Origin of the sequence: Rhizobium sp. P32RR-XVIII (assembly GCF_012641395.1) — a bacterium.
Taxonomy (GTDB): domain Bacteria; phylum Pseudomonadota; class Alphaproteobacteria; order Rhizobiales; family Rhizobiaceae; genus Rhizobium.
The window spans coordinates 310,349-336,634 of record NZ_JABAIH010000005.1 but is presented as its reverse complement, the minus strand read 5'-3'; the positions used below and the strand labels follow the sequence as shown (position 1 = coordinate 336,634).

Sequence of the window (26,286 nt, the reverse complement as noted above, 5' to 3'; positions counted from 1 at the left end):
AGACAAAAAAGCCGCCCCTGAAGGCGGCTTTTCCGTATGCGAACGTCTCGCTCTGATTAACGCGAATAGAATTCGACCACCAGATGCGGCTCCATGACGACCGGATACGGTACGTCGGAGAGCGTAGGAACGCGTGCGAAGGTCGCAACCATCTTGTTGTGATCAACTTCGATGTAGTCCGGAACGTCGCGCTCAGCGAGGCTAACGGATTCCAGAACCGTAACGAGCTGCTTCGACTTCTGGCGAACTTCGATAACGTCGCCGGCCTTGCAACGGTAAGAGCCGATGTTGACGCGGACGCCGTTCACGGTCACGTGGCCGTGGTTGACGAACTGGCGGGCAGCGAAAACGGTCGGAACGAACTTGGCGCGATAGACGATCGCGTCGAGACGCGACTCCAGAAGGCCAATCAGCTTTTCAGCCGTATTGCCCTTGACGCGGTTGGCTTCGTCGTAGATCGCACGGAACTGCTTTTCGCGCAGGTCACCGTAGTAACCCTTCAGCTTCTGCTTGGCGCGCAGCTGCACACCGAAGTCCGAAAGCTTGCCCTTGCGGCGCTGACCATGCTGGCCCGGGCCGTATTCGCGGCGGTTCACCGGGGACTTCGGACGGCCCCAGATGTTTTCGCCCATACGGCGGTCAATCTTGTACTTGGACGATTCGCGCTTGCTCATCGTATTTCCTTTCAGAATGTTAGGACGGTTCGTTGCCAAACCGCGTGAAGGAAACACGCCCTCCTTTGGCTTTCTCTCGAAAGCCCGACAGGATCATCCGGTTACGCGAACAGGACAAATCCACGGGACATGTCAAATGAAACACCGGACATCTCTGCCCGGTGCTGGCGCGGTGTTTATGGGTTCGTCGTGAAAATGTCAACAGCGCAATGCGTTGAGAAGTATGGTGTTTGTCGCTATATTCCATTCGGAATAATGGAGAATGCTCATGAAAGCGACCTTGGCGATCGACGACGATGTCTTCGAAGCTGCAAAAGCGATGGCTGAACGGCAGCATAAGAGCGTCGACGAGGTTATTTCCACCTTGGCACGGCGCTCACTCGAAGAGGCTCGTCCTTGGGAGACGCGCAATGGCATACCTCTCCTGCCGAAACGTCCAAATGGAAGGGCTGTTACAATGGAAATCGTCAATGCCCTGAGGGATGAGGATTTGTGAGCTATCTATTGGATGTAAATGTGTTGATAGCACTTGTTGATCGCTATCACGAACATCACAATGCCGCACATCGCTGGCTCGAAAGCTCTCAGGATAGCTGGGCAACATGCGCGATTACAGAAAACGGACTGGTAAGAATTGTTGCCAATTCCCGGTACCCCAACAGTACGAATTCTCCGGCTGTTGTTGTGGAAATGCTAGCCGAGCTAAAATTTCTTCCACGATATGAGTTTTGGCCGGAGGCGGTCAGTATCTTAGATCCCCGCTTTTTCAGACCAAATCGGTTACTGTCGTCCCGACAGATAACAGATACATATCTGTTAGGCTTGGCAGTCCGGTATGGCGGCTACCTTGCCACGTTCGACCGACGCATTAATACCGACGCCGTCATTGGTGGTGCCGAAGCCCTCCATCTGATTGAAGCTTAGCTGCGGATCATTCCGCCGCGTGTCGCGCATCGCCCTCATCCGGTGCATTCGCGTCACCCGGCGCCGTCTGGCAGTTCATGTCCGGGAAAGCCACGATGCGCTTGCCGGTGAAATCCGTGTGCACGACGATCGTCCCCTGTTCCTCGAAATAACCGAGAAGACGGCGCGCCCGACGCGCCGAGTGCGTGCCGTAGGCACGGGCAATGCGGGCGTCCGACGGGCACGGCTCGCCGCAGACCGCGGCCTTGGCGAGCATCAGGAAGACGCCCTGCAGATCATCGGTCACCGTCGCCGACAGCGACAGAGCTGTCGCCCAGGCATCGGTTGCGGCAGTCGCAGCATCGACGCCGGAGCGCGAGATCGCAACACGCCGGCGGAAATCGGGCAAGGAGATCGGCGGCCCGGGCACGCGGCGCATGCGCAGGCGCACCAGGAATTCCTGGTAGAGCACCGAATCTGTCCGGAAACCCGACGCGGGATCATCGAGGATTTCAGCCAGCACGCCCGACAAGCGTTCCTCGCGCTCTTCGGCGGAAAGCTCCGGCTGGCTCGCGCGCGGTTCAACCGGCGCGGTGGTCGCGGCAGGCGCCGAGCGGGAAAGCTCGGCCAGAATGTCGGTCGTCGGACGTGGCGCTGGCGGCGCGCGGCGAACGAGCGGCCGCTGAAATTCCTCGGGGTCCGGCGTGAAGATCAGGTCTTCGACATCCTGCGGCGCATCCGGCAGCGGCATCAGCTTCGGGCTGTTGGAACGGGCCGAGGTCTCGACCGCGCCGATCTCGATCGGCAGCGGACGCCGCGACAGCGCCGGACCAAGCGCTACGAAATTCCCGCGCTTCAGATCGCGGAACATTTCGGCCTGACGGCGATCCATGCCGAGAAGGTCGGCGGCGCGCGCCATGTCGATATCGAGAAAGGTGCGGCCCATCAGGAAGTTCGAAGCCTCCGCCGCAACGTTCTTGGCAAGCTTCGCCAGACGCTGGGTGGCGATCACTCCGGCGAGCCCCCGCTTTCGGCCGCGGCACATCAGGTTCGTCATCGCGCCGAGCGACATCTTGCGCGCATCTTCCGAAACATCGCCCCCGACCGATGGCGCAAACATCTGCGCTTCATCAACAACAACCAGAACCGGATACCAATATTCGCGATCGGCATCGAACATGCCGTTGAGAAAGGCCGCCGCCGCACGCATCTGCTCTTCGAGATCAAGGCCTTCGAGCGTCAGTACGCAAGAGACCCGGTGCTGACGGATGCGATTGGCGATGCCCGCAAGCTCCGCCTCGGTCCGCTCGCCGTCGACGACCACATGGCCGAACCGGTCGCTAAGTGTGACGAAATCGCCTTCCGGATCGATGACGACCTGCTGCACCCATGGCGCAGACTGCTCGAGCAGCCGCCGCAGCAGATGCGACTTACCGGAACCGGAATTGCCCTGCACGAGAAGGCGGGTCGCCAGCAACTCCTCGATATCGAGCGTCGCCGGGCTGTTGCCGGACGCCATTCCCATATCGATACCAACCTGCAATGCGACGATCCTACTCAGCTGAGACTCAATGATGCGGAGCGCCATTGTCCTGAAACGGCGCGCTCCCGTCTATCAAAGATTTCCCAGCATTTCGCCCTTACATTTCTAAAACCCACAGCGAATGCGGACATTTAGGCCGGCCACGCCGTCCGGACTTCATCGCCGCGCTGGCTTTCTGGGTTGAGCACGCTCCCAGGCCATGCGCAAAGCATTCTCGAGATCCTCCTCGGCCAGCCGCGACAGATCGGCAGTCGTCCAGCCCTGCCTGCCCCAGGCATTCGGCACCGGCGAGAACGCCTCCGGCAGCATCATGCATTTGAACTGCTGTTCGTCGGGCGTGAACTTGAAGTTCGCCGTCCGGCTGTCGGCGGCGAGCGTGACGTAGTTCCGCGCGACCTTGAATGCCATGCGGTCGAAGTGCGGGGCCTCCACCGTACCCTCCAGAGAGAGCGCGATACGCCGCAAGTCCTCGCCCGTCGCCATTGCACTATCTCCGACGCTGATCCGTTCGTCGGAGCCATGCTATCACGATTGCTTCCCGGAAGCGTCGAGCATCTCTCAGCCGACCTTCAGCCCGAAGCCCTGTATCAGCCGCCGCGTGGCGAAGTCTGGATTGCCGGAGGTGAACACTGCGAAGTCGAAGCCATCGGGATGAACCGCCTCGGCGACGTGCGGCACGAGGCTGCGGGCGCGCCTTGCAATGGCTTCCGCGGGGTCAAGCCAGTCCACCGGCCAAGGCGCCAGGCGGCGAAAGACATTGGCCATGAACGGGTAATGCGTGCAGGCCAGCACGACAATATCGGTCTTGCGGCCGTCCTTCTCGACGAAGCATTGGTCGATCTCGGCATAGACTGCGTCGTCGGAAACGGCATCTCCGCGAATGTAGACTTCCGCCATCCGCGCCAGGTTTTCCGAGCCGACGAGCCGCACATGGCACTGCTGCGCGAAGGACTGGATGAGATCGCGCGTATAGGCGCGCTTCACGGTTCCCGGCGTGGCGAGCACCGATACGAGGCCAGAGCGTGTCCGTTCCGCCGCAGGTTTGATCGCCGGCACCGTACCGACGAACGTCATCTGCGGGAAAGCTGCGCGAAGATCGGCGCCGACCAGGGTGAAGGCCGTGTTGCAAGCAATGATGCAGACTTCCGGGTCGTATTCCGCAAGCAGCTTGGCAAAGAGATCGATGACGCGCTCCTTGAGCGCCTGCTCTTCCCACCCGCCATAGGGAAATCCGGCATCGTCGGCGACGTAAAGGAAACTGCGTTCGGGCATGAGCACGCGGGCTTCGCGGAGCACGGTGAGCCCCCCGATGCCGGAATCGAAGACCAGAACCGGTTTCAGCTCATTCGCCGCTGCTGTCATCTTTCTGCTGTTCCTTGACGTCTGCAGGGAACCGGCCACCGCGCGGTGACTTGCGCGAGAAGCGGTCGAGGGAGGAGATCACACCGCGCAACACGCTGATTTCCTGTTCCGTGAAGGCGCGCCGCGAGAGAACTGCACGCAGGTTGTCCACCATTTTGGGCTTTTTCCCGGCAGGATGGAAATAACCGCGCGCATCCAGCGCCTCTTCCAGCTGATCGAACAGGCCGAAGAGCTGTTCCTTGGTCGACTGCGTCTGCGACATCGCCTGAAACGGCACCGCTCCGACATCCTCCATGCCGGATTTCATCCATTCGTAGGACATCAGCAGAACCGCTTGCGCGATGTTCAGCGAGGCAAAGGCAGGATTGACGGGGAAGGTGACGATCTCGTCGGCAAGCGCCACTTCCTCGTTGGTCAGCCCCCAGCGTTCACGTCCAAACAGGATGCCGGTCCCCTCGCCTGCGCGAAACTTCGCGCGCAGCGTCTCGGCCGCAACCACCGGCGACCGGACGGGCTTGAACCCATCTCGCTCGCGCGCTGTCGTCGCATAGACGAAATTGAGGTCGGCAACCGCCTGCTCCAGGGTGTCATAGACCTTCGTGGCTTCGATGACGTGATCGGCTTTGGAGGCCGCGGCCTGCGCCTTCTCGTTCGGCCAGCCGTCGCGCGGATTGACGAGGCGCAACTCCGCAAGGCCGAAATTCGCCATTGCGCGCGCCACCATGCCGATGTTCTCGCCCATTTGGGGCTCCACCAGAATGATGACCGGCCCCTCGGCCAGAAGTTTACGATCGCTGTTCGTGCCTGCCATGAAACGCCGTCCTTGCTTTCAATGCGGAATAGCTTTGCTCAGCGCAAACGGCAAGGCCTATGCTTGCGGGTAAAGCCGGTCGAGCATGCCGCCGATCATTTCCGCGGCAAGCCGGGCGCCGCCGCGTGAAAGCGGTAAATGCCGCCCCGCCGAAGCCGGTGCCGTCCGCTCGACAAAGAAGCATTCGGAGCGGCGTGCGGAAATCCTTTCGAGCCTCGATCTTGCATCGGCAATCGATGCCCTCATTTCCTCGTCTTCCGAAATGTCCGCCTCGAAGGTCCCGGCCATGAGACGCGCCCAATAGGTCGCGGCCAGAAAAGTCGCCAGCGTCCGCCTGATCCGGCCCGGCCGCGTTACCAAGGACCAGGACGAGCCGAGCGGGCGCGCCGCAACGGTCAGGTCGCGATAGGCCGCATCGAGTTTTTGCGAAAGCGGGATCAGCTCGAAACGGGACTTGCCATTAAGCGCTGCGGCAAGCAGCGTATCGAGCGCCGAGTACCATTTCTTCAGGGCCGCATCCAGCGCTCCGCGAGTTCGCGCGGGAAACACCAGAAATGCGACGGCCGTCCCCGCGAGCACCCCGATCAGCGTTTCCCCGATACGCAACCGCAGCAGATCGAGCGTCAGTGCGCCGGTCAACCCGTAAACCAGACAAAGCACAATCGATACGAAGAACGTCATCATCGCGTAGGAAACCGACAGGAAATAGAACCCGAGGAAAATGCAGAGGACAGCGACGGGAACGGCAATCGCCTGATGACCGGAAAGCAACGTCGCAAGTGCGAGCCCGATGGCAATGCCGGACAGTGTCCCCAGCGACCGCTGCAGTGCTTTCATGGCCGTGTCGCCGCGCGAATTCGTGTTGATGAAGACGAGGAAGGACGCAAGCACCGCCCAGAACCAGCGTTCGCGCGACAGTATGAGCCCGAATGCCATCGCAAGTGCTGAAGCAAGCGTGATCTGCAGCGACGCTTTGATCAGTGGGTTCCGGAGCGAAAAATCGATCGCCGGGGCAGCCGGCTTCCCGCTGGCCGCATCGATCGTTGCAAATCCCGAAATTCGGCCTTCCTCGATTGTCTTCGCCAACTGATGCTTGGCCTGCCCGAGCCACAAGAGCGCGCGGCGCGTTTCCACTGCCGCCTTGTCGTCCCATCTGCCAACCCATCCGTCTGCGTGTTCTCTCGGCCTTCGATCACAGTGTGGACCAGTGCAAAATCCGGCGGCTTCTGCAGGGTGAGAACGATGGCGCTCTCGGCAGCGAGATGCAGGTCGAACAATCGCACGGCCAGTTCTTCAGCGGGATCCGCTCCGCCGTCGAACACGCCGCTGGGCGGTCGCGGAAGGAAGCTTTCCGCCATCAGAACCACTTCCTTCAACCGCTCCTCGAGCTGCCGCAGCTCCTGCCGGTCGCTCTCTTGAACAAAGCCCTCCGAGGCGAGCGCCGCAAGCTTGAAAAGGATCTGATTGACCCTTCCCTGCACGCTTTCCAGCGACCTCAGGAGGTCGCTCCGCCAGTTGTCGGGCAACATGAGGACTGACACGACATGTCCGGTGACGGCGGAAACGACTGGCCCGATCGCAATCAGCGGCAACTCGTCGAGCTTCGGGTGGAAATAAGACCCCATGAAATAGGAAAAAAACGCAAACATGCCGATCGCATGACCGCGCGGCCCGAACACCCGGCTCGATGTCGCCAGCAGGATCACCACAAGAAAGACGGCGTCCGACAGGTAGCGGTGCTCTTCGAGGCCTGCCGCGATGCCGAGCGCCACGAGACTGACTATGCAGCCGAGCAGCCGAGCTGGCGCGAATAGCCCTTGTCGCGCACGGCGACGCCCCCTTCGACCGAAAGCACGATCCCGAGACCATAAGCGACCTGCGGCAGCGGTGTGACCAGAAAATGGAAGGCAATCAGGATGACGGTGGAAAAGACGACCGTCATCGTTACCCGCGATGCCATGCGAAGCCGGGAAAGCGCCGGATCATTGGCAAGAAGCCAATCGCGAAAGTCAAAGCCGGAAAACAATGTGGACACCTTTCATGCGGCCGATCATGAGATGCCCTTTCTGCGAGATACTGCCGCGCCACCGGAAGCAACTCAAATCCGAACGACGTCAATTGCCGTTGATGATATCCGTCATGATCGCTTTCAGCGAGGTAGACTCCTTTGTCTCGCTGTCCTCGTTGACGATATCGTCAACCACCGGCTTGCCGCCTTCATCGATCAGTTCGAAGCGAACCGTTGAAACCACTTGCGCCTCCGGTCCGTCCGCGCAATCCATCTTTCGAAAGCGCACGACGACCTCCGTCTTTCCATCGGCCGGCGGCTCCGGCGTGATCGAAATATCCTTCAGCGGGCATGCATCCTCGCCGTTGATGATCACATCGTAATCGAAGGGCGAGATGCCGTCTTCCATCGCCGGATGCTTTTCCGCCTCATGATACTTCGCGACGAAGTCCCTGCTGAAACGCTGATCGATTTTCGCGGCATCGAAGATGTCGATCCACTCGGTGTCGGCCCCCGACCAGTTGCTCACCGTCGCATCCATGATCTCCTTCACGGGATCGGCAACGTCGGCGGCATGCAGAACGCCAGGTGCGGCAAGGAGACACAGCAAGGCAATCGTCTTCATTGAAAATATCCATCAGGCAACGAGCGGTGGCGGGACACTAGCCGAATCCATGCGCTTGGCAATGGCGGCGCAAAAACCACGCCGCGGGACGCTTGCGGCTTTGCGTTCCCGGTTCACAATGCTATAGCGCTCCGGACCCTATCACCCACCGGGACACCTGTTCCCATGCTAGCTTGAACGAGGCAGATACATGAAGAAGATCAAGGTCGCCAATCCCGTCGCCGATCTCGACGGCGATGAAATGACGCGCATCATTTGGCAGCTTATCAAGGACAAGCTGATCCATCCGTATCTCGACCTCAACATCGACTACTACGACCTCTCGGTTCAGAACCGCGACGCCACCAACGACCAGGTTACCGTTGATGCGGCCAACGCCATCAAGAAGTACGGCGTCGGCATCAAGTGCGCGACGATCACGCCGGATGAAGCGCGCGTGAAGGAATTCAACCTCAAGGAAATGTGGAAGAGCCCGAACGGCACGATCCGCAACATCCTGGGCGGCGTCATCTTCCGCGAGCCGATCATCTGCAAGAACGTTCCGCGCCTCGTTCCGGGCTGGACGCAGCCGATCGTCGTCGGCCGTCACGCTTTCGGCGACCAGTACCGCGCGACCGACTTCAAGTTCCCGGGCAAGGGCAAGCTGACCATCAAGTTCGTCGGCGAAGACGGCCAGGTCATCGAGAAGGAAGTCTTCAACGCGCCGGGCGCCGGCGTCGCCATGGCCATGTACAACCTCGATGAATCCATCCGCGAATTCGCCCGCGCCTCGATGATGTACGGCCTGATGCGCAAGTGGCCGGTTTACCTGTCCACGAAGAACACCATCCTCAAGGCCTATGACGGCCGCTTCAAGGACATCTTCGAGGAAATCTACGAGACCGAATTCAAGGACCAGTTCAAGGAAGCCGGCATCACCTACGAGCATCGCCTGATCGACGACATGGTCGCCTCGGCCCTCAAGTGGTCCGGTGGTTATGTCTGGGCCTGCAAGAACTACGACGGCGACGTTCAGTCCGACACCGTTGCGCAGGGCTTCGGTTCGCTCGGCCTCATGACCTCGGTTCTGCTCACCCCGGACGGCAAGACGGTTGAAGCCGAAGCCGCTCACGGCACGGTTACCCGCCACTACCGCCAGCACCAGAAGGGTCAGGAAACCTCGACGAACTCGATCGCCTCGATCTTCGCCTGGACCCGCGGCCTCGCACACCGCGCCAAGCTTGACGACAACGCAGAACTCGCCAAGTTCGCTTCGACCCTCGAAAAGGTCTGCGTCGACACCGTCGAAGCCGGCTTCATGACCAAGGACCTGGCGCTGCTGATCGGCCCCGATCAGCCCTGGCTTTCCACGACGGCCTTCCTCGACAAGATCGACGAGAACCTTCAGAAGGCCATGGCATAAGCCAGCAGAAAGATGCAAAGCGAGCGGCGGGGATTTCCCCGCCGTTTTCGTTTCAACGACAATAAGGGAACAGAAAATGACGACAATCCGCCTGCTTCAACCATCCGATCGTGCCGCCTGGGAGCCGCTCTGGCAGGGCTACCAGCGCTTCTATGAAGTCGCCATTCCGGCCGCGACGACCGAGCTGACTTGGTCGCGGTTCCATAATCCGGCGGAACCAATGCACGCCTTCGGCGCCTTCGACGAGACCGGCCGCCTCGTTGGCATCGTGCATGCGATTTTCCATCGATCCACATGGTTTCCCGAATGGACCTGCTACCTTCAGGACTTATACGTCGAGGCGGACCAGCGCGGGCTCGGAACCGGCGCAGCCCTCATCGACAGGGTTGCCGATCTCGCCCGCGAGCATGGAGCTGGGCGCCTCTACTGGATGACGCACGAGACGAACGAGCGGGCACGGCGGCTCTACGACCAAGTTGCCCAGCGCTCCGGCTTCATTCAATACCGCAAACAGCTGTGATTGTTGCCACGAATTGACGGTCGCCTCTGTTAGGCATTGCCGCATCGTTCGCCTGCGCCAGATATCAGGCACCGAGGAGGAGACTACCATGAGCGAAGAACTGGTCCTGTACACCAATCCCATGTCACGCGGCCGCATCGCCCGTTGGATGCTCGAGGAAACAGGTGTTCCCTACCGCACGGAAATCATGACCTTTGGCAATACGATGAAGGGAGCGGACTACCTGGCGGTCAATCCGATGGGCAAGGTGCCGGCAATCCGGCATCGCGATACCATCGTCACCGAATGCGCGGCGATCTGCGCCTATCTGGCCGACACCTTTCCCGAGAAGGAACTGGCACCGCGCCCCGAGGAACGCGGCCCCTATTATCGCTGGATGTTCTTCGCTGCAGGTCCGCTGGAATCAGCGGTCACCAACCGCGCGCTCGGATTCGTAACGCCCGCCGAAAAGGCCCGCATGGCCGGCTACGGAAGTTTTGGCGATGTGATGGACACGCTCGAAAAGGCTGTAACCGAAAAGCCCTTCATTGCGGGTGATCGCTTTACCGCCGCCGACGTTTATGTCGGCTCCCACATCGGCTGGGGTCTGGGCATCGGCGCGATCGAGAAGCGGCCGGCTTTCGTGGATTATGCCGCCCGCGTGGCCAATCGTGAAGGCTACAGGCGGGCCACCATGCTTGACGACGAAGCCATGAAGGCGATGCAGGCCGCATGAAATAACATAGCGGCGGAGGCTACGGCCGAAAATCGGCTGCGCTATTCCTCGCCGCGCTTGCCGACCAGCTCGAGTACGCGATTGGCAGGAATCGTAAGCCCGCTCATGGCGACGGTGATGAAGTCGTCAGACTTGCCCATCGCCTTGTTGTTGAGCTTGGTCATGCGCCGCAGCGAGAGCGCGGCCACAGCCTGCGGCTTGATCTGCAACTCGATAAACTTCTGCCGATGGACCTGGAAGAGACGGGCGGCAAGCAGATCATCCCACTTGATCCGCTCTTTGGCCGCGTCGGGAATCAGTAGACCCTCGGCAGAAAAATCGAGTGCCGGTCGCCGGTCCAAAGCCTTGATAAGCAGAAGGATGAAGCTGACGAAGAAGAAGCCGCCACCGATGATGCCGATCAAAAGGGGCAAGTTGCCTGCCCCTTCCCGCTGGTAGCCGCCGAAGCCGACAAAGCCAAGCAGCACCGCCATCACCAGGGCGAGCAGCGTCAGCCCGACCATCTTTGCCTGCGAGCGATAAACCTTCATCGAAGCCCCAACCTATTGCGATACTCAGCCAGCAAGCGCCGCAGCCACAGCTTCGATCGCCTCTTCGGCCTTGGAGCCGTCAGGGCCGCCGGCCTGCGCCATATCCGGTCGCCCGCCGCCACCCTTGCCGCCGAGAGCAGCGGATGCGACCCGCACCAGATCGACGGCGCTGAACCGCCCCGTCAGGTCCGGCGTCACGGCGACGACCGCGCTCGCCTTGCCGTCTTCGGAAACGCCGATCAGCGTCACGACGCCCGAGCCGATGCTGGACTTGCCGTCGTCGGCGAGCCCCTTCAGATCCTTCGGGTCGACGCCCGTGACCGCCTTGCCGAGGAATTTCACACCGGCAACCTCGCGTGCGGCATCGGCCGATCCGCCCTGTCCGCCGCCCATGGCAAGCTTGCGCTTGGCATCCGCCAGTTCGCGCTCCAGCTTGCGGCGCTCGTCCACAAGCGCTTCGACGCGCGAGAGCACTTCGGCAGGCTGAACCTTCAGCGACGAAGCAAGCGATTTCACGCGTTCGTCCTGTTCGGTCAGATATTCGCGGGCGGTTTCACCGGTCACGGCCTCGAGGCGGCGAACGCCGGCCCCGACCGCGCTTTCACCAAGGATGCGAACCAGGCCGATCTGGCCCGTCGCCGAGACATGCGTGCCGCCACAAAGCTCGATCGAGTAAGGCTTGCCGGCCTTCGTGCCGCGCACGCCCTCACCCATCGCAACGACGCGCACTTCATCACCGTACTTCTCGCCGAAAAGCGCCATGGCACCCTCGGCAATCGCGTCATCGACGCTCATCAGGCGAGTCGTGACCGGCGCGTTCTGCAGCACGATCTCGTTGGCCATGTCCTCGACGACCTTGAGCTCCTCGGCGGACATTGGCTTCGGATGCGAGACGTCGAAGCGCAGGCGCTCGGGTGCGACCAGCGAGCCCTTCTGCGCCACATGCGTGCCGAGCACTTCGCGGAGCGCCTCGTGCAGCAAGTGCGTTGCCGAGTGGTTCGCCCGCAGCCGCGAGCGGCGTGCATGGTCGACGGTCAGCGCGACCGCGTCGCCCGCCTTGATCGAACCTTCGGCGACGATGCCGGAATGCACGAAGAGGCCTTCACCCTTCTTCTGCGTGTCGGTGATCTCGACCTTCGCGTGATCCGAGCTGATGATGCCGGTATCGCCCACCTGACCGCCGGATTCGCCGTAGAATGGCGTCTGGTTGACGACGATCTGCACCTTGTCGCCAGCGGTAGCGGATCCGACGGCAGCGCCATCCTTGACGATCGCCTGAACGACGCCCTCGGCCGTCTCGGTATCATAGCCCAGGAATTCGGTTGCGCCGTGCTGTTCCTTGAGCTCGAACCAGATGGTCTCGGTCGCCTTGTCGCCGGAACCCGCCCAATGCGACCGGGCTTCCGCCTTCTGGCGCCCCATTGCATCGGTAAAGCCGGCCAGATCCACGCCGATCTCGCGGGCGCGCAGCGCATCCTGCGTCAGGTCGAGCGGGAAACCGTAGGTGTCGTAGAGCTTGAATGCCGTCTCGCCATCGAGCATGTCGCCCTTGCCGAGCGTCGTCGTGGCATCCGAAAGCAGCGACAGACCACGTTCCAGCGTCTTGCGGAACCGGGTTTCCTCAAGCTTCAGCGTCTCGGAGATCAGCGCTTCGGCGCGTACCAGCTCGGGATAGGCGCGGCCCATCTGCTGGACCAGCGCCGGCAGCAGCTTCCAGATCAGCGGCTCCTTGGCACCCAGCAGCTGGGCATGGCGCATGGCGCGGCGCATGATGCGGCGCAACACGTAGCCGCGGCCTTCGTTCGACGGCAGGACGCCATCGGCAATCAGGAAAGCGGATGAACGCAGATGGTCGGCGATGACCCGGTGGCTCGCACGGCGCTCGCCCTCGGCCTTGACGCCGGTCGCCTCTTCCGAAGCTTCGATCAGCGCCCGGAATAGGTCGATGTCGTAGTTGTCGTGCTTGCCCTGCAGCACGGCAGCAACGCGTTCCAACCCCATGCCGGTGTCGATCGACGGACGCGGCAGGTCGACGCGCTCTTCCTTCGTCACCTGCTCGTACTGCATGAAGACGAGGTTCCAGATCTCGATGAAGCGGTCGCCATCCTCTTCGGGCGAACCGGGCGGGCCGCCCCAGATCTGCTCGCCATGATCGTAGAAGATTTCCGAACAGGGGCCGCAAGGGCCGGTATCGCCCATCGCCCAGAAATTGTCGCTGGTCGGAATGCGGATGATCTTGTCGTCCGAAAGGCCGGCGATCTTCTTCCAGAGGTTAAAGGCATCATCGTCGGTATGATAGACGGTGACCAGCAGGCGCTTGGCGTCGAGACCGAATTCCTTGGTGATCAGGTTCCAGGCAAGCTCGATCGCGCGCTCCTTGAAATAATCGCCGAACGAGAAGTTGCCGAGCATTTCGAAGAAGGTGTGGTGGCGCGCGGTATATCCGACATTGTCGAGGTCGTTGTGCTTGCCGCCGGCGCGAACGCATTTCTGCGCCGTCGATGCCGTCTTGTAGGGGCGCTGTTCCAGACCGGTGAAGACGTTCTTGAACTGCACCATCCCGGCATTGGTGAACATCAGCGTCGGGTCGTTACGCGGCACGAGCGGGCTCGACGGCACGATCTCGTGGCCGTTCTTCTTGAAATAGTCGAGAAAGCTCGACCGGATATCATTCACACCGCTCATGCTATGCCCTTCAATGCTGCCCGAGGCAGGTCAAAACTTAAATCCAGTGGCTTTTAACGTTCACCCTTGCCACTGTCCAGCAGACAAACAAAACCGGCCGCATTCTGGTCAGGAATGCGGCCGGCTTCGATATGCCGGAGCGGCAGCTGTAAAAAACTACATATCCGTGTCGGTGTCGCCATCGTTGGCGTCCGGTCCGCCATTCTGCAGGAACCGGTCAGCAATAAGACCCGCATTCTGGCGAAGAGCCATCTCGATTTCGCGGGCGAGATCCGGATTGTCGCGCAGGAAAAGCTTGGCGTTCTCGCGGCCCTGGCCGAGACGCTGGCTGTTGTAGGAGAACCAGGCACCGGACTTCTCGACGATGCCGGCCTTGACGCCGAGATCGACCAGCTCGCCGGTTTTGGATACGCCTTCGCCATACATGATGTCGAATTCGACCTGCTTGAACGGAGGCGCCATCTTGTTCTTGACAACCTTGACGCGGGTCTGGTTGCCGATCACCTCTTCGCGCTCCTTGACCGCGCCGATGCGGCGGATGTCGAGGCGGACAGAGGCGTAGAACTTCAGCGCGTTTCCGCCCGTCGTCGTTTCCGGCGAGCCGAACATGACGCCGATCTTCATGCGGATCTGGTTGATGAAGATGACCATGGTGTTCGACTTGGAGATCGACGCCGTCAGCTTGCGCAGCGCCTGGCTCATCAGGCGCGCCTGAAGGCCTGGAAGACTGTCGCCCATCTCGCCCTCGATTTCGGCACGCGGCGTCAGCGCCGCAACCGAGTCGACGACGAGAACGTCGACCGCCCCCGAGCGTACCAGCGTATCGGTGATTTCGAGAGCCTGCTCGCCGGTATCCGGCTGGGAGATCAAAAGGTTCTGGAGATCGACGCCGAGCTTGCGGGCATAGACCGGATCGAGCGCATGTTCTGCATCCACGAATGCGCAGATGCCGCCCTTCTTCTGCGCTTCGGCGATCGTCTGCAGCGCCAGCGTCGTCTTGCCCGAGCTTTCCGGTCCGTAGATTTCGATGATGCGGCCCTTCGGAAGACCGCCGATGCCGAGCGCGATATCGAGGCTGAGGGAACCGGTCGACACCGTTTCGACCTCAATGACGCTCTCGTTCGCGCCAAGTTTCATGATCGAGCCCTTGCCGAACGACCGCTCGATCTGTGAGAGTGCCGCTTCAAGTGCCTTGCTTTTGTCCACCGATTTGTCCTCTACAAGCCGCAATGTATTCTGTGACATTCGATCCACCTTTAGGTTATTGAAGCCGCTCTAGCAATGTCGCCGTTGATATCGGGTTTGTACGCCATTTGTTCTCATTTCGCAAGTGGGGTCCAAATGGTTGAAAGAAAAAGGCAAAACGGTCTGTGTTCTACGTTTGTTTTATTGATGCAAAGCAACAGCTTAGATTGCGGCGCAAGCACGCGGCGGCTCCTCTGCGGCCCCGTCGATTCGATCATCGGGAACTAAAGACATGAAGAACAGGATTCTCGTTCTCGGCGGCGCGCATATCGATCGGCGCGGGCGTATCTCCGGCGAGACGGCGCCGGGGGCCAGCAACCCCGGCGAATGGTTCGAGGAGCCGGGCGGCGGCGCCTTCAATGCCGCCAGGAACCTCGCGCGGCTCGGCTTCGATGTGACGATGATTTCCCCGCGCGGCGGCGATCCGACGGGCGAATTGGTGACGGAGGCAGCCTACGCGGCCGGTATCGACGACCGGCCCTTCGTCTTTCTCGACCGCAAGACCCCAAGTTACACCGCGATAATCGAGCGGGATGGCAATCTGGTGGTGGCGCTGGCCGACATGGAACTCTACCGCTACTTCGTGCCGCGCCGGCTGGCGATCCGCTGGGTGCGCGAAGCCTTCGCCGCCACCGACCTTATCCTTTTCGACGCAAACCTGCCGGAAGATACGATCACCGCGCTCGTGAGCCGCGCCAATGCGCTCGGCAAGCCGGTTGCCGCGATCGCCATATCCCCGGCAAAGGTCGTCAAGCTCAGGCCTTCCATTAGCGGCATCGACCATCTTTTCCTCAACGAGGCGGAAGCCGCGGCCCTGACCGGCCGGCGGCCGGAGAGGCCGGAAGACTGGATATCACTGCTCGGCGACATCGGCCTCAAGGGCGGCGTCGTGACGCGCGGGCAGCGCGAGCTGATCGCTTTCGGCCCGGATGGAGCCTTCTGCCTGCAGCCTCCATCGGTCGAGGCCGTCGCCGACGTCACCGGCGCAGGCGACTCGCTCGCAGCCGGCATCCTGTCCGCCTTGATGCGGGGGGCGCCGCTCGAGGAGGCCGTCCGGCATGGCGCGGCGGCTGCCGCGCTGACCGTCCAGTCGCCGCATGCCGTCAATGAAAGGCTCACACCCGGACTGCTTGCGGACACGCTGCCTCTTGTTCAGCGCGCAAGAATTCTGCATTGAAACTGCAGCACCGATGAAACGGAAGAGACAATGACGAAACCGATCTCCCCTCTCCTGCCGGTCTCCTATTCCAAGGAGGTTGCCGCTGCAAAGCAGCGCGGCGCGCCGCTGGTGGCGCTCGAATCGACCATCATCACCCATGGCATGCCCTACCCCGGCAATATCGAAATGGCCCGCAGCGTCGAGGCGATCATCCGCGAGCAGGGTGCAGTGCCGGCAACGATTGCCGTCATTCACGGCATCCTGCATGTCGGGCTGGAGCCGGAGGAGCTCGAGAAGCTGGCACAGGAAAAAGACGTGATGAAGGTCTCGCGTGCCGACCTCGCCTTCGCGGTTGCCGAGCGCCGCACCGGCGCCACAACGGTTGCCGCAACGATGATTGCTGCCGCGCGCGCCGGCATCAAGGTCTTTGCCACCGGCGGTATCGGCGGCGTACATCGGGGTGCCGAAGAAAGCTTCGATATCTCCGCCGACCTGCAGGAACTGGCCCGCACCTGCGTCATCGTCGTCTGCGCCGGCGCCAAGGCGATCCTCGATATTCCGAAGACACTCGAAGTACTGGAAACCAGCGGCGTCCCGGTCGTTACCTACGAAAGCGAAGAGTTTCCGGCTTTCTGGTCGCGCTCCTCGGGCTTGAGAAGCCCATTGTCGCTGAACAGCCCGGCCGCCATCGCCAATTTCCAGGCCACCCGCGAACAGCTCGGCATCGACGGCGGCATGCTCGTTGCCAATCCAGTCCCGGAAGCCGACGAGATCCCGCGCGAAGAGATGGAGATCTATATCGAGCGGGCGCTGGACAGTGCCGAGCGCGATGAAATCTTTGGCAAGGCCGTTACACCCTATCTCCTCAGCACCATCTTCGATCTGACGGAAGGCCGCAGCCTCAAGACCAATATCGCGCTGGTCGAGAACAACGCGCGTCTGGCGGCCGAGATCGCCGTCGCACTGGGCGATTGACACCGGCGGGAGGCGCTTGCCGCCTCCCTATTCGCTTTCGAGAGTTTCCTTGACGACGACGGCAAGCTGCTTCAGCGAGAAGGGCTTCGGCAGGAAGCCGAACTTGGCGTCCGGCGGCAGATTGCGGGCAAAAGCGTCTTCCGCATAGCCGGAAACAAAGATGAACTTCATGTCCGGATATCTCTTGCGCAGTTCGCGCAACAGCGACGGCCCGTCCATTTCCGGCATGACGACATCCGAAACGACGACGTCCACCTTGCCGTCCAGTTCGTCCATGATGTCGAGCGCTTCGGTGCCTGAACCTGCCTCGTGGACCGTGTAGCCGCGGGTCTCCAGCATTCGCTTGCCGCCCCGGCGCACGGCCTCCTCGTCCTCGACGAGCAGGATGACGGCATTGCCCGTCAGGTCTTCCGGCTGCTCCGGCTGAGCTGCGGCCGCCTGCTCGGACTGTCCGGCTTCCATCACCTCGAGAGCTTCGGCCTCGGCGGCAACAGCCGCATCGGCAATATGGCGAGGCAGGAAGATGCGGAACGTGGTTCCCCTGCCGACTTCCGATTCCGGCTGAATGTAGCCGCCGGATTGCTTGACGATGCCGTAGACCATCGCAAGCCCGAGACCCGTTCCCTTGCCCACTTCCTTGGTCGTGAAGAAGGGCTCGAAGATCTTGTCCATGATCTCGGGCGCGATCCCGGTTCCCGTGTCGGCCACCTCGACCAGCACCATATCCTCATGCGGCATGTAGGAATAATTGAAGCCCGCCACCTCGGCCGCCGTCACGTTGCGGGTGCGCAGCGTCAGCTTGCCGCCCTCGGGCATGGCATCGCGCGCGTTGACGCAAAGATTGATCAGCACCTGCTCGAATTGCGACAGGTCGGTCTTTACCGGCCAGAGATCGCGGCCGTATTCGACATCGAGCTTGACGTTTGTGCCGGACAGCAGCCGGTCGACGAGCATGCGCAGATCGCCGACGACATCCGTGAGGGTCAAGACGGTCGGCCGCATCGTCTGCTTGCGCGAGAACGCCAGCAGCTGGCGCACGAGAACGGCCGCGCGGTTGGCATTGCGCTTGATTTCCATCAGATCGGCAAAGCTTGCATCGGCGGGACGCGCCTGCAGCAGCAGATGGTCGGAAGACAAAAGGATCGCCGTCAGCACGTTGTTGAAGTCGTGCGCTATGCCGCCCGCAAGCGTACCGACTGCATTCATTTTCTGCGTCTGGGCCATCTGGGCTTCCAGCGCCTTCTGTTCCGTCGTCTCGACGGCGTAGACGATGGCAGCCTCTTCGGGCGCCTCGTCGCTTTGATCGATGACGGCGTTGACGTAGAAGCGGAAATGCCGCCCTTCGTCGTTCGGCATGCGCGAATCGATTGGCGCAATATCGCCCTGGCGGTCCTTCGCGGCGGCCAGCGCATCCGTCAGCCTCTGGCGGTCGCTTTCCTGAACGATCACTTCGAGGGCTGCGCCGTTGTCGACATCGTCGCGCGACACGATGCCGGAGAAGAGCTTGAGGAACGGCGCATTCGTGCGAAGGATACGGCCGTTCCCGTCGACCGACGCGATCGCCATCGGCGTGTTGTTGAAGAAGCGCGTAAAGCGCATCGCGGCAGCCGAAGCCGATTGCTCGCTCTCGGTACCCGCCTGCCGCCTCAATACGATCGTCCGGCTTTCGCCCGGTGCGCCGTCGCGGGTCGACGTCACGCTGTGGACAATCTGAACCGGCAGGCTCTGGCCGTTTGCCTTTTTGAGGTCGAGGTCAAGCGTGTCCGTCTTCTTGAGCCCGGGCTCGGCCTGCACCGACTGGATGAGAGCCAGCCCACCGCCCGCCACCAGATCGCCGATCGTCATCGACCCTGGCACAAACTTGGTAAGATCGACTCCCAGCCATTCGGCAAGCGTCGCATTCACATAGAAGATCTCGCCCTTGCGCCCGGCTGAGAAGAAACCGGCCGGTGCATGGTCAAGATAGTCGATCGCGTTCTGCAATTCCTTGAAGAAGCGCTCCTGATCGTCCCGCTCAGAGGTGATGTCGCTGATCTGCCAGATATGCAGGGGCTTCCGGGGGCTCTCCTCGGTTTTCAGCGTTCGCGCCTTCAGGCGGTACCAATGAGCACCCGAACCGTTCGACGACGGCCCAAGAGCGCGCAGCAGACGGAATTCCTCCTGCCCCTCCCGGCCCTCTCGAAGCCCGTTGGTCAGCCGGTACAACGCCTCGTTCGACTCCCGATGCCGGGAAAGCAGCGCTTCGAGCGTCTGGACCTCGGTCGGCTTGCGCGCGCCGGTGAGCTTTCCGTAGGCAGCGTTGGCGTAGATGATGCGGCCCTTCTCGTCGGTAATCAGCGAACCGTCGGGATGGCTGTTGAGAAACGACCGGGCGAGGCTATCCGATTGCCGTTGCGGCATCACCTCGATGAAGCCGATGACCGAGGAAACCAGGAAGAAGATGCCGACCATTGCCAGCACGCCAAGGACACCAAGCACCATCTGGTTATCGAGTGACTCTTTGAAGAAAACAAATGCTGCCGCGGCAGCAACAAGCACCAGCGCCAGAAGAATGATGCGAACAGCCGTCCCGGAGCGCCCTCCGCGATCCACGATCGGGGCGTTGTAGTCGTCAGCCTGACGTGGTGTCGTCATCTATTCCTCGCATGAGCCTGTCTGGCTTTGTGATAATCTTAAGACAAAGCAGGAATCAGGCGTTCGTTCATTATTAGCAATTTGCGGCGCTTGCAAAAACACTGTGAGGGGCCAAGAAAGCTTGAATTCACAGGCAACAGGGCCAGTTTCGCAACCAAGTATTTCCAGATGAAACCTGCGCTTGCGACACCGCCGTGTCTGGACAAGCATGCGACCTATTGCCTAAGGAATTGAAAAGCCGTCACATATGATGAGGCCGCAACGGGAGTAAAGGATCATGTTCGACGATGTAATGGGCGCTTATGGCAGCCGTTTCCTCCTCGCAGCCGGCGGGGTCGGCCTCGCCCTGCTAGTCTTGATCGGCATCTTCTGGATCCTCCGCAGCCGGGCGCCTTCGCCTTTCGTGCGCGGCGGCAAGAACCGTCAGCCCCGTCTGCAGGTTCTGGATGCGGCCGCTGTCGATACGCGCCGCCGGCTGGTGCTCGTGCGCCGTGACGATGTCGAGCATCTCATCATGATCGGCGGCCCGACCGACATCGTCATCGAAAGCCGGATCGGGCAGGAGAGCGAAGGTCGATTCGAGCCCGCTTTCAAGCCCATACCGGCGCCCCAGCCTACCCCGGTGATCGCAGCGCCCGAACCGCCGGTGATGCCGCAGCCGAAGCTGGCAGCACCCGTCGAGCGTGAAGCTGAAGCGCCGGAGGTCCGAACTCCTACGCCCGCCGTCGAGCCACGTTCTGGTCCCCCCGAACGCGTTGTTGCGGCGCATCCTGCACCGGCGCCTGCAATACCGCCTATGGCGGCGCCACCGGTCCCGGCAGCAAACATCGAACCCGAGACCGCCCCGTCTGCTCCACAGCCGCCCATCATTCCCAAGGCTCCGGAACGCCCAGCCGCTCCGGTCGTGGAGGCGGCCAGCGCCGCTGATGTCCTCGATGCCGCGCGCCAGCGGGTGCTGCCGCAGCAGCGATTGGAGCCGCAGCTCTCGACCCGACCGGCGCAAAGCCCGCCGACCGTCGAGCAAGACATACCGGTGGTCAGAGGCGATGCAGCCGCGGCCGCTCCGAAGAGCTCAGTCAGCGATTTCGAACGGATTCTTCAAGAAGAGATGGACAATACGCTGGCTGCGCAGCGCGTCGCACCTGTTGCGAGCGCCCCTGCCCGGCCTGCTCCGTCGCCGTCCGGCAGCCTGCCGCGCCGCGATCCGGAAATGGCGCCGATCACCGGCGCCGATTCCGACCTGCAGAAGGAAGTGGCGCGTATCTTTGGCGAAATGAGCGTCAATCGGGAAAAATGAGCGCCTCGCTGGAACAAAAAAGGCACCGCAACAGCGGTGCCTTTTTGTTTGAAGAGCGCCTGAAGCCTTATTCGTCCCGATAGACCTTTTCGCGCCGCTCGTGGCGTTCCTGCGCCTCGATCGACAGCGTTGCGATCGGCCGCGCGTCGAGACGCTTGATGCCGATCGGCTCGCCTGTTTCCTCGCAATAGCCGTAGGTGCCGTCCTCGATACGCTGCAATGCTGCATCGATTTTGGAGATCAGCTTTCGCTGGCGGTCGCGGGCCCGTAGTTCAATCGCCCGATCTGTTTCGGAAGAGGCCCGGTCTGCGAGGTCCGGATGATTGGCGCTTTCCTCAGCGAGATGATCCAGTGTCTCGCGCGCTTCTCTAAGGATGTCGTTTTTCCATGCGACCAGCTTAGCTCTGAAGTAGGCCCGCTGGTTTGTGTTCATAAATTCCTCGTCCTCCGAGGGAACGTAACTGCTAAGATCGATCTTCTCACTCAACGCGATTCTCCTGAAGAACATCTCATCTGGCCGGGTGTATATCCCAAGCGCCGTCGCGGATTCAAGCCAAATACGACACGTTAACAGATTTTTAAATCTGTCATATTTTTACGCTAACAGGCTATTTTGGCAGCACTATTAGGATTTCTGGATTTTGCTTCTTGTTCAAGATGACGTGTTGTAGTTCGTGTTTTGTGCGGCAGGCGGCGCGGACGCGGTTGACGCCGGCGACCGGCGGAGGCTACTGAAAAGGTTCATTCGCTCGTGGATTCTTCTATGGCCGCAATTTTGCCTCCGCCTTCACGAATCTATCTGTTGCGGCATGCCGAGGCCGCCTGGGCGCAGCCCGGCGAACGGGATTTCGACCGGCCGCTGAGCGACAAGGGTTATGACGAAGCGGAAATCGTCGCCGACCGCGCAGCTGACAAAGGCTACCGGCCGGATCTCTTGATCAGCTCCACAGCAAGGCGTTGCCGCGAGACCACCGATGCCATGCATCGTGCAATGGGGCTGTCGCTGGATATCCGCTACGTCGATGAGCTCTACAACGCCACCCCACAGATCTACTTCGAGATCATCGATTCCCAGACGGTCGGCTCCGTCATGCTCGTCGGTCATAATCCGACGGGCGAGCTGACGCTTGAAGCACTCATCGGCCACGATGCCCTGCTGCGCGCACTGCCGGGCGGCTTTCCCCCGGCCGGCCTTGCGGTCCTCGATTTCGACAACGGTTCCGCGAGCTGGAAGCTGACCGACTTCCTGCGCGATTAAAGCCGCTTCTTTTTGTGGACGGCTTCCCGTCCTATATGCTTGAGCACTGACAACCGGAAACCCGCCTTGCCGCCAAGCCTGACATCATTTGCCGACGACGCGCGCATCGCGCTCGACAATCTCGCAGATCGCGCCTCAAGCCTTGTGAATCCGGCCGTCCGCCTCGGGGTCACCGGGCTCTCCCGCTCAGGCAAGACCGTCTTCATCTCGTCGCTCGTGCATAATCTGCTGCACGGCGGGCGCCTGCCGCTTTTTGAGCCTGTGCAGTCCGGCCGGGTATCGGCCGTCCGCCTGGAGCATCAGCCGGACGATGCGGTTCCGCGATTCCAGTATGAGGATCACATCCGCGCCCTGGTGAAAGAGCGGATATGGCCGGATTCGACCCGCGCCATTTCCGAACTGCGCATCACGCTGGAGTATCAGAGCGCCAGCGGCTGGAACCGTCTGTTCTCGCCCGGCCGCCTCTCGATCGATATCGTCGATTATCCCGGAGAATGGCTGCTCGATCTGCCGCTTCTTGCCAAGGACTACAGGATATTCAGTGAGGAGACGCTGGCGCTCGCCCGCAAGGGTGTCCGCGCGGAACTCTCCCGCGACTGGCTGGCAGTCACCGGGGCGGCCGACGTTGACGCTCCTGCCGATGAGATGCAGGCGCGCGATCTCGCCGCCGCTTTCACCGGCTATCTGAAGGCCTGCAAGGCCGACGAGCGCTCGTTGTCGACATTGCCGCCGGGCCGCTTTCTATTGCCCGGCGATCTTGAGGGATCGCCCGCGCTCACTTTCGCGCCTCTCGAATTTCCATCCAAAGGCAAGCCCGCCAAGGGATCGCTCTGGGCGATGATGGAGCGCCGCTACGAGTCCTATAAAGCCGTCGTCGTCAAACCCTTCTTCCGCGAACATTTTGCACGGCTCGACCGCCAGATCGTTCTCGTCGATGCGCTACAGGCCTTGAACCGCGGCCCCGAGGCGATGCAGGACCTGGAACGGGCGCTGACCGACGTGCTTGCCTGTTTCCGCCCCGGCACCAACTCGCTCCTCTCCTCGCTTCTCGGCCGCCGCATCGATCGTGTTCTTGTCGCCGCCACAAAGGCCGATCATCTGCATCACGAGAGCCACGACCGCCTGGATGCACTGACGCGCCGTCTCGTCGATCGCGCCATCCAACGGATCGGTATGGCTGGCGCCGGCATCGACGTCATGGCGCTTGCCTCCGTGCGCGCCACCCGCGAGGCGACCGTCAAGCGTGACGGTCACGAATTGCCGGTCATCGTCGGCACACCGATCGAAGGCGAGACGATCGCCGGTGAACGCTTTGACGGCCTCAGGAAGACGGCTATTTTTCCCGGGGATCTTCCGGAAAACCCGGAGAGCCTGTTCGACAGCATTGAATCCGGAAGCCCAGATGCCCAATTGCCGGACGTGAATGTCGTTCGCTTCCGGCCGCCGCAGCTTGAGGAAACCGGTGCCGGCATAAAGCTCTCGGTGCCGCATATCCGGCTCGACCGGGCCATGCAGTTTCTGTTTGGAGACCGTCTCGCATGAGCAAACCCGCTTCAGGAGATTCGGATCTGCCGCGCCGCGCCCCGGCCGCCTTCGCCTACGAGGACGATCCTCGCCCCGTTGAGACGGAAAAGAAGGCCGAACGCCGCAAACCCGCAAGCTTTGGTGGCGAAGTGGTGCTCACCCCGGACGAGGAGGACCCCTTCCTCAACCCGGACGGGGACATCGCCCCCTTCCCTGTCGCCGCGCCGCGCAAGAGGCGTACGTCCTTCGCCAAGATCGCGCTTGGCGCCTTCGGCGTGCTCCTGTCGCTCGCCTTCGGTCTCTGGACCGACAGCCTGATCCGCGATCTCTTTTCCCGTGCCGACTGGCTGGGCTACACGGCGCTCGCGGCGCTTGCGATCGGCATACTCGCAGTCATCGCCATCGTAATCCGCGAGACCGCGGGCATCATGCGCCTTGCCGCGGTTCAGACCATCAAGGCGGAGGCGGAGGCCGCCATCCTTGAAACGAAGCCCGCCAGGGCGCGTGCCCTGGTGAAGAACCTTGCAAGTCTGCTTGCCGGCAAGCCCGAGACCGCCAAGGGCCGCGCGACCCTGACGGCCGCCGAAGGCGACATCATCGACGCGCCGCATCTCGTCGCGCTTGCTGAACGTGAATTGCTGGCGCCTCTGGACCGGCAGGCGAGAGCGCTGATCGTCAATGCATCCAAACGTGTTTCGATCGTCACCGCCGTCAGCCCGCGTGCCGTCGTCGATCTGCTCTACGTGCTGTACGAAGCCTCGCGCCTGATCCGCGCCATGGCGGAGCTCTATGGCGGCAGGCCAGGCACGCTCGGCATGATCCGCCTGATGCGGGACGTTCTTGCTCATCTCGCCGTCACCGGCTCCATCGCCGTCGGCGACAGCCTCGTGCAGCAGGTTCTCGGCCATGGCCTCGCCTCCAAGCTCTCGGCCCGGCTCGGCGAAGGCGTCATCAACGGGCTGATGACCGCCCGTATCGGCATAGCGGCGATGGATCTCTGCCGTCCGCTTGCCTTTCGCGCGCTGAAGCGCCCGGGGATCGGTGATTTCATCGGCGATCTGGCCCCCTCGATGGCGGCGCGCACGAGCAACAAATGACATCGCTGTCGTTTTTCTGCCCGCCCGCCTTCCGTAACGGACAAATGCGCGGACGACAGCAAGTTCAGCGTATTAGCGGCAGAAATTGAATCCTGCGGTATTTCAAAACTCCTTTACTTCCAGTGCATTTCGGCACATTGGAAACTAAGCATTAACCATTATTCGGCAAAACTCCGAGCTACGAACGGGTGGTGGTTGCCAAGGAAAATCCATGTATTCGCGCAAGTTTCTCTTCGTATGCGGGCTCGCCGCCGCGGCCTTGTTTCCGATGGCAGATGGTACGACGGCTGCCAGCGCCGCGACACGCGACAAGGCTTTTTTCGAATCTGTAGCGGGCACTTGGCGGGGTCCGGGCGAAATCGTCGCCGGCAAATACAAGGGCACGAAATTCAGCTGCAATCTCATCGGCTCGCCCGTGAATGACGGCGGCACGGGCATCAAGCTGGATGGGTCCTGCCGTGTAGGCGTATTCAAGCAGCCGATGACAGCCGTGATCGCGCAAGCGGGTAGCAGCTATAAGGGCAAGTTTCTCGATGGTGCCGCCGGCAAGGGTCTCGACGTGGTCTCGGGAACCGTCACAACGGATACCGTCGTCGTCGGCTTGAACCGCGCCAAGCTGAACGGTGCGATGATCGCACGCGTCCGCGACGACAAGACGATGAACGTGACCGTTTCCGTCAAGGTGGACGACCGCATGATCCCGGTCATCGGCCTCACGCTGACCCGCCAGGTCGATGAAATGACCGTCGGCTCCGTTCAGTAAGAAGTACCGCCATACGGGAACATGAAGCGGCGGTTTTCCGCCGCTCTTTTTGTCAGCTGTTGCGCCACCAGTCGCGATCGGCATCGGCAACCTCGATGCCCTGGATATCCGCGTTGGAAAGCCAGTCTGCCACGGTCCGGCCCTTGATGACGAGGCCCGGCGCTATGTCGGCAAGCGGCATCAGAACGAACCCCCGCTCGGTCATGCGCGGATGCGGCAGCTCCAGTCGCGGCGCCTCCTGTTCCAAATTACCGAAAGTCAGCAGATCGATGTCGAGCGTGCGTGGCCCCCAGCGCTCGATGCGCTCGCGTTTCATGTCTCGCTCGATATCGAGACAAACGTCGAGCAGCGCCTCCGGTTCGAGCCGCGTGTCGAGCGCCGCGCATGCATTGAAGAAGAAGGATTGGTCCGTCTTGCCCCAGGGCGGCGTACGATAGAGCCGCGAAACCGCGACGACGCGGCAATCATCACGCGCGTCGAGCAGCCGCAGCGCGGCAGCCATTGATTTCACGGGATCGCCGAGATTGCCGCCCAGCCCAAGCGTCGCGGACCTCAC

At 61.6% G+C, this 26,286-nt stretch carries 24 protein-coding genes and 1 pseudogene; 12 read left to right on the top strand and 13 right to left on the bottom strand.

The window, feature by feature from the left end; all coding sequences use genetic code 11:
* Positions 1 to 56: 56 nt before the first annotated feature.
* Complete coding sequence (gene rpsD, locus HGP14_RS17540; protein WP_168831134.1) at positions 57 to 674, bottom strand: 30S ribosomal protein S4; 618 nt, start codon at positions 672 to 674, stop codon at positions 57 to 59.
* 268 nt (positions 675 to 942) lie between these two features.
* Here rpsD and HGP14_RS17535 point away from each other — a divergent pair, with 268 nt between their 5' ends.
* Positions 943 to 1,170: a CopG family transcriptional regulator gene (locus HGP14_RS17535; protein WP_168831133.1), complete on the top strand. Its 228-nt coding sequence runs from the start codon at positions 943 to 945 to the stop codon at positions 1,168 to 1,170.
* Complete coding sequence (locus HGP14_RS17530; RefSeq protein WP_168831132.1) at positions 1,167 to 1,598, top strand: TA system VapC family ribonuclease toxin; 432 nt, start codon at positions 1,167 to 1,169, stop codon at positions 1,596 to 1,598. The genes HGP14_RS17535 and HGP14_RS17530 overlap by 4 nt, the downstream gene beginning before the upstream one ends.
* Before the next feature lie 7 nt (positions 1,599 to 1,605).
* On the opposite strand, the gene HGP14_RS17525 is transcribed toward HGP14_RS17530, so the two are convergent.
* The 6 genes and pseudogenes from HGP14_RS17525 to HGP14_RS17500 form a co-directional block, all read right to left on the bottom strand.
* Positions 1,606 to 3,120: an ATP-binding protein gene (locus HGP14_RS17525; protein ID WP_168831131.1), complete on the bottom strand. Its 1,515-nt coding sequence runs from the start codon at positions 3,118 to 3,120 to the stop codon at positions 1,606 to 1,608.
* 156 nt (positions 3,121 to 3,276) lie between these two features.
* Positions 3,277 to 3,603: an MmcQ/YjbR family DNA-binding protein gene (locus HGP14_RS17520; protein WP_168831130.1), complete on the bottom strand. Its 327-nt coding sequence runs from the start codon at positions 3,601 to 3,603 to the stop codon at positions 3,277 to 3,279.
* 75 nt (positions 3,604 to 3,678) lie between these two features.
* Complete coding sequence (gene murI / locus HGP14_RS17515) at positions 3,679 to 4,482, bottom strand: glutamate racemase (protein ID WP_168831129.1); 804 nt, start codon at positions 4,480 to 4,482, stop codon at positions 3,679 to 3,681.
* Entirely contained in the window at positions 4,463 to 5,293 is an 831-nt protein-coding gene (locus HGP14_RS17510) for an RNA methyltransferase (RefSeq protein WP_168831128.1), read from the bottom strand. The genes murI and HGP14_RS17510 overlap by 20 nt, the downstream gene beginning before the upstream one ends.
* A 57-nt stretch (positions 5,294 to 5,350) precedes the next feature.
* Positions 5,351 to 7,319, bottom strand: a pseudogene (locus tag HGP14_RS17505) (FUSC family protein).
* 88 nt (positions 7,320 to 7,407) lie between these two features.
* Positions 7,408 to 7,926: a hypothetical protein gene (locus HGP14_RS17500; protein ID WP_168831127.1), complete on the bottom strand. Its 519-nt coding sequence runs from the start codon at positions 7,924 to 7,926 to the stop codon at positions 7,408 to 7,410.
* Between the two features lie 190 nt (positions 7,927 to 8,116).
* Between HGP14_RS17500 and HGP14_RS17495 the strand changes: the two genes are divergently transcribed.
* The 3 genes from HGP14_RS17495 (at position 8,117) to HGP14_RS17485 (ending at position 10,563) form a co-directional block, all read left to right on the top strand.
* The gene (locus HGP14_RS17495; RefSeq protein WP_168831126.1) at positions 8,117 to 9,328 is read left to right on the top strand and encodes an NADP-dependent isocitrate dehydrogenase; all 1,212 of its coding nucleotides are present in this window, start codon (positions 8,117 to 8,119) and stop codon (positions 9,326 to 9,328) included.
* A gap of 76 nt (positions 9,329 to 9,404) precedes the next feature.
* Entirely contained in the window at positions 9,405 to 9,848 is a 444-nt protein-coding gene (locus tag HGP14_RS17490; protein WP_168831125.1) for a GNAT family N-acetyltransferase, read from the top strand.
* A gap of 88 nt (positions 9,849 to 9,936) precedes the next feature.
* A complete protein-coding gene (locus HGP14_RS17485; protein ID WP_168831124.1) occupies positions 9,937 to 10,563 on the top strand; it encodes a glutathione S-transferase family protein in 627 nt (208 codons plus the stop codon).
* A gap of 41 nt (positions 10,564 to 10,604) precedes the next feature.
* On the opposite strand, the gene HGP14_RS17480 is transcribed toward HGP14_RS17485, so the two are convergent.
* The 3 genes from HGP14_RS17480 to recA form a co-directional block, all read right to left on the bottom strand.
* Positions 10,605 to 11,093, bottom strand: a complete 489-nt coding sequence (locus HGP14_RS17480; RefSeq protein WP_168831123.1) for an STM3941 family protein — start codon at positions 11,091 to 11,093, stop codon at positions 10,605 to 10,607.
* Between the two features lie 24 nt (positions 11,094 to 11,117).
* A complete protein-coding gene (alaS, locus tag HGP14_RS17475; protein WP_168831122.1) occupies positions 11,118 to 13,778 on the bottom strand; it encodes an alanine--tRNA ligase in 2,661 nt (886 codons plus the stop codon).
* 156 nt (positions 13,779 to 13,934) lie between these two features.
* Positions 13,935 to 15,023 carry a recombinase RecA gene (gene recA, locus HGP14_RS17470; protein ID WP_168831121.1) on the bottom strand — a complete coding sequence of 363 codons (1,089 nt, stop codon included), beginning with the start codon at positions 15,021 to 15,023 and terminating at the stop codon, positions 13,935 to 13,937.
* A 232-nt stretch (positions 15,024 to 15,255) separates the two neighbouring features.
* Between recA and HGP14_RS17465 the strand changes: the two genes are divergently transcribed.
* Entirely contained in the window at positions 15,256 to 16,200 is a 945-nt protein-coding gene (locus tag HGP14_RS17465) for a carbohydrate kinase family protein (RefSeq protein WP_168831120.1), read from the top strand.
* 30 nt (positions 16,201 to 16,230) lie between these two features.
* Positions 16,231 to 17,157: a pseudouridine-5'-phosphate glycosidase gene (locus HGP14_RS17460; RefSeq protein WP_168831119.1), complete on the top strand. Its 927-nt coding sequence runs from the start codon at positions 16,231 to 16,233 to the stop codon at positions 17,155 to 17,157.
* Positions 17,158 to 17,184: 27 nt separating this feature from the next.
* Here HGP14_RS17460 and cckA read toward each other — a convergent pair whose 3' ends face one another.
* Complete coding sequence (cckA, locus tag HGP14_RS17455; protein ID WP_168831118.1) at positions 17,185 to 19,791, bottom strand: cell cycle histidine kinase CckA; 2,607 nt, start codon at positions 19,789 to 19,791, stop codon at positions 17,185 to 17,187.
* A 277-nt stretch (positions 19,792 to 20,068) separates the two neighbouring features.
* Here cckA and HGP14_RS17450 point away from each other — a divergent pair, with 277 nt between their 5' ends.
* On the top strand, positions 20,069 to 21,088 hold the full coding sequence (locus tag HGP14_RS17450; protein ID WP_168831117.1) for a flagellar biosynthetic protein FliO: 1,020 nt from the start codon (positions 20,069 to 20,071) through the stop codon (positions 21,086 to 21,088).
* A gap of 67 nt (positions 21,089 to 21,155) precedes the next feature.
* On the opposite strand, the gene dksA is transcribed toward HGP14_RS17450, so the two are convergent.
* Positions 21,156 to 21,575, bottom strand: a complete 420-nt coding sequence (gene dksA, locus HGP14_RS17445) for an RNA polymerase-binding protein DksA (RefSeq protein ID WP_168831116.1) — start codon at positions 21,573 to 21,575, stop codon at positions 21,156 to 21,158.
* A gap of 276 nt (positions 21,576 to 21,851) precedes the next feature.
* Here dksA and HGP14_RS17440 point away from each other — a divergent pair, with 276 nt between their 5' ends.
* From HGP14_RS17440 to HGP14_RS17425, 4 genes are all read left to right on the top strand, one after another.
* Complete coding sequence (locus tag HGP14_RS17440) at positions 21,852 to 22,346, top strand: histidine phosphatase family protein (protein ID WP_168831115.1); 495 nt, start codon at positions 21,852 to 21,854, stop codon at positions 22,344 to 22,346.
* A gap of 66 nt (positions 22,347 to 22,412) precedes the next feature.
* Positions 22,413 to 23,888: a YcjX family protein gene (locus HGP14_RS17435; RefSeq protein ID WP_168831114.1), complete on the top strand. Its 1,476-nt coding sequence runs from the start codon at positions 22,413 to 22,415 to the stop codon at positions 23,886 to 23,888.
* Complete coding sequence (locus HGP14_RS17430; RefSeq protein WP_168831113.1) at positions 23,885 to 24,967, top strand: YcjF family protein; 1,083 nt, start codon at positions 23,885 to 23,887, stop codon at positions 24,965 to 24,967. The genes HGP14_RS17435 and HGP14_RS17430 overlap by 4 nt, the downstream gene beginning before the upstream one ends.
* Before the next feature lie 211 nt (positions 24,968 to 25,178).
* Entirely contained in the window at positions 25,179 to 25,730 is a 552-nt protein-coding gene (locus HGP14_RS17425) for a hypothetical protein (protein WP_168831112.1), read from the top strand.
* Positions 25,731 to 25,782: 52 nt separating this feature from the next.
* Here HGP14_RS17425 and folK read toward each other — a convergent pair whose 3' ends face one another.
* A complete protein-coding gene (folK, locus tag HGP14_RS17420) occupies positions 25,783 to 26,286 on the bottom strand; it encodes a 2-amino-4-hydroxy-6-hydroxymethyldihydropteridine diphosphokinase (protein ID WP_168831299.1) in 504 nt (167 codons plus the stop codon).

Bases quoted from the DNA above. Each gene is read 5' to 3' on its own strand.
- rpsD (WP_168831134.1), bottom strand. From the start codon at position 674: ATGAGCAAGCGCGAATCGTCCAAGTACAAGATTGACCGCCGTATGGGC.
- HGP14_RS17535 (WP_168831133.1), top strand. From the start codon at position 943: ATGAAAGCGACCTTGGCGATCGACGACGATGTCTTCGAAGCTGCAAAA.
- HGP14_RS17520 (WP_168831130.1), bottom strand. From the start codon at position 3,603: ATGGCGACGGGCGAGGACTTGCGGCGTATCGCGCTCTCTCTGGAGGGT.
- murI (WP_168831129.1), bottom strand. From the start codon at position 4,482: ATGACAGCAGCGGCGAATGAGCTGAAACCGGTTCTGGTCTTCGATTCC.
- HGP14_RS17510 (WP_168831128.1), bottom strand. From the start codon at position 5,293: ATGGCAGGCACGAACAGCGATCGTAAACTTCTGGCCGAGGGGCCGGTC.
- HGP14_RS17500 (WP_168831127.1), bottom strand. From the start codon at position 7,926: ATGAAGACGATTGCCTTGCTGTGTCTCCTTGCCGCACCTGGCGTTCTG.
- HGP14_RS17495 (WP_168831126.1), top strand. From the start codon at position 8,117: ATGAAGAAGATCAAGGTCGCCAATCCCGTCGCCGATCTCGACGGCGAT.
- HGP14_RS17490 (WP_168831125.1), top strand. From the start codon at position 9,405: ATGACGACAATCCGCCTGCTTCAACCATCCGATCGTGCCGCCTGGGAG.
- HGP14_RS17485 (WP_168831124.1), top strand. From the start codon at position 9,937: ATGAGCGAAGAACTGGTCCTGTACACCAATCCCATGTCACGCGGCCGC.
- HGP14_RS17480 (WP_168831123.1), bottom strand. From the start codon at position 11,093: ATGAAGGTTTATCGCTCGCAGGCAAAGATGGTCGGGCTGACGCTGCTC.
- alaS (WP_168831122.1), bottom strand. From the start codon at position 13,778: ATGAGCGGTGTGAATGATATCCGGTCGAGCTTTCTCGACTATTTCAAG.
- recA (WP_168831121.1), bottom strand. From the start codon at position 15,023: ATGTCACAGAATACATTGCGGCTTGTAGAGGACAAATCGGTGGACAAA.
- HGP14_RS17465 (WP_168831120.1), top strand. From the start codon at position 15,256: ATGAAGAACAGGATTCTCGTTCTCGGCGGCGCGCATATCGATCGGCGC.
- HGP14_RS17460 (WP_168831119.1), top strand. From the start codon at position 16,231: ATGACGAAACCGATCTCCCCTCTCCTGCCGGTCTCCTATTCCAAGGAG.
- cckA (WP_168831118.1), bottom strand. From the start codon at position 19,791: ATGACGACACCACGTCAGGCTGACGACTACAACGCCCCGATCGTGGAT.
- HGP14_RS17450 (WP_168831117.1), top strand. From the start codon at position 20,069: ATGTTCGACGATGTAATGGGCGCTTATGGCAGCCGTTTCCTCCTCGCA.
- HGP14_RS17440 (WP_168831115.1), top strand. From the start codon at position 21,852: ATGGCCGCAATTTTGCCTCCGCCTTCACGAATCTATCTGTTGCGGCAT.
- HGP14_RS17430 (WP_168831113.1), top strand. From the start codon at position 23,885: ATGAGCAAACCCGCTTCAGGAGATTCGGATCTGCCGCGCCGCGCCCCG.
- HGP14_RS17425 (WP_168831112.1), top strand. From the start codon at position 25,179: ATGTATTCGCGCAAGTTTCTCTTCGTATGCGGGCTCGCCGCCGCGGCC.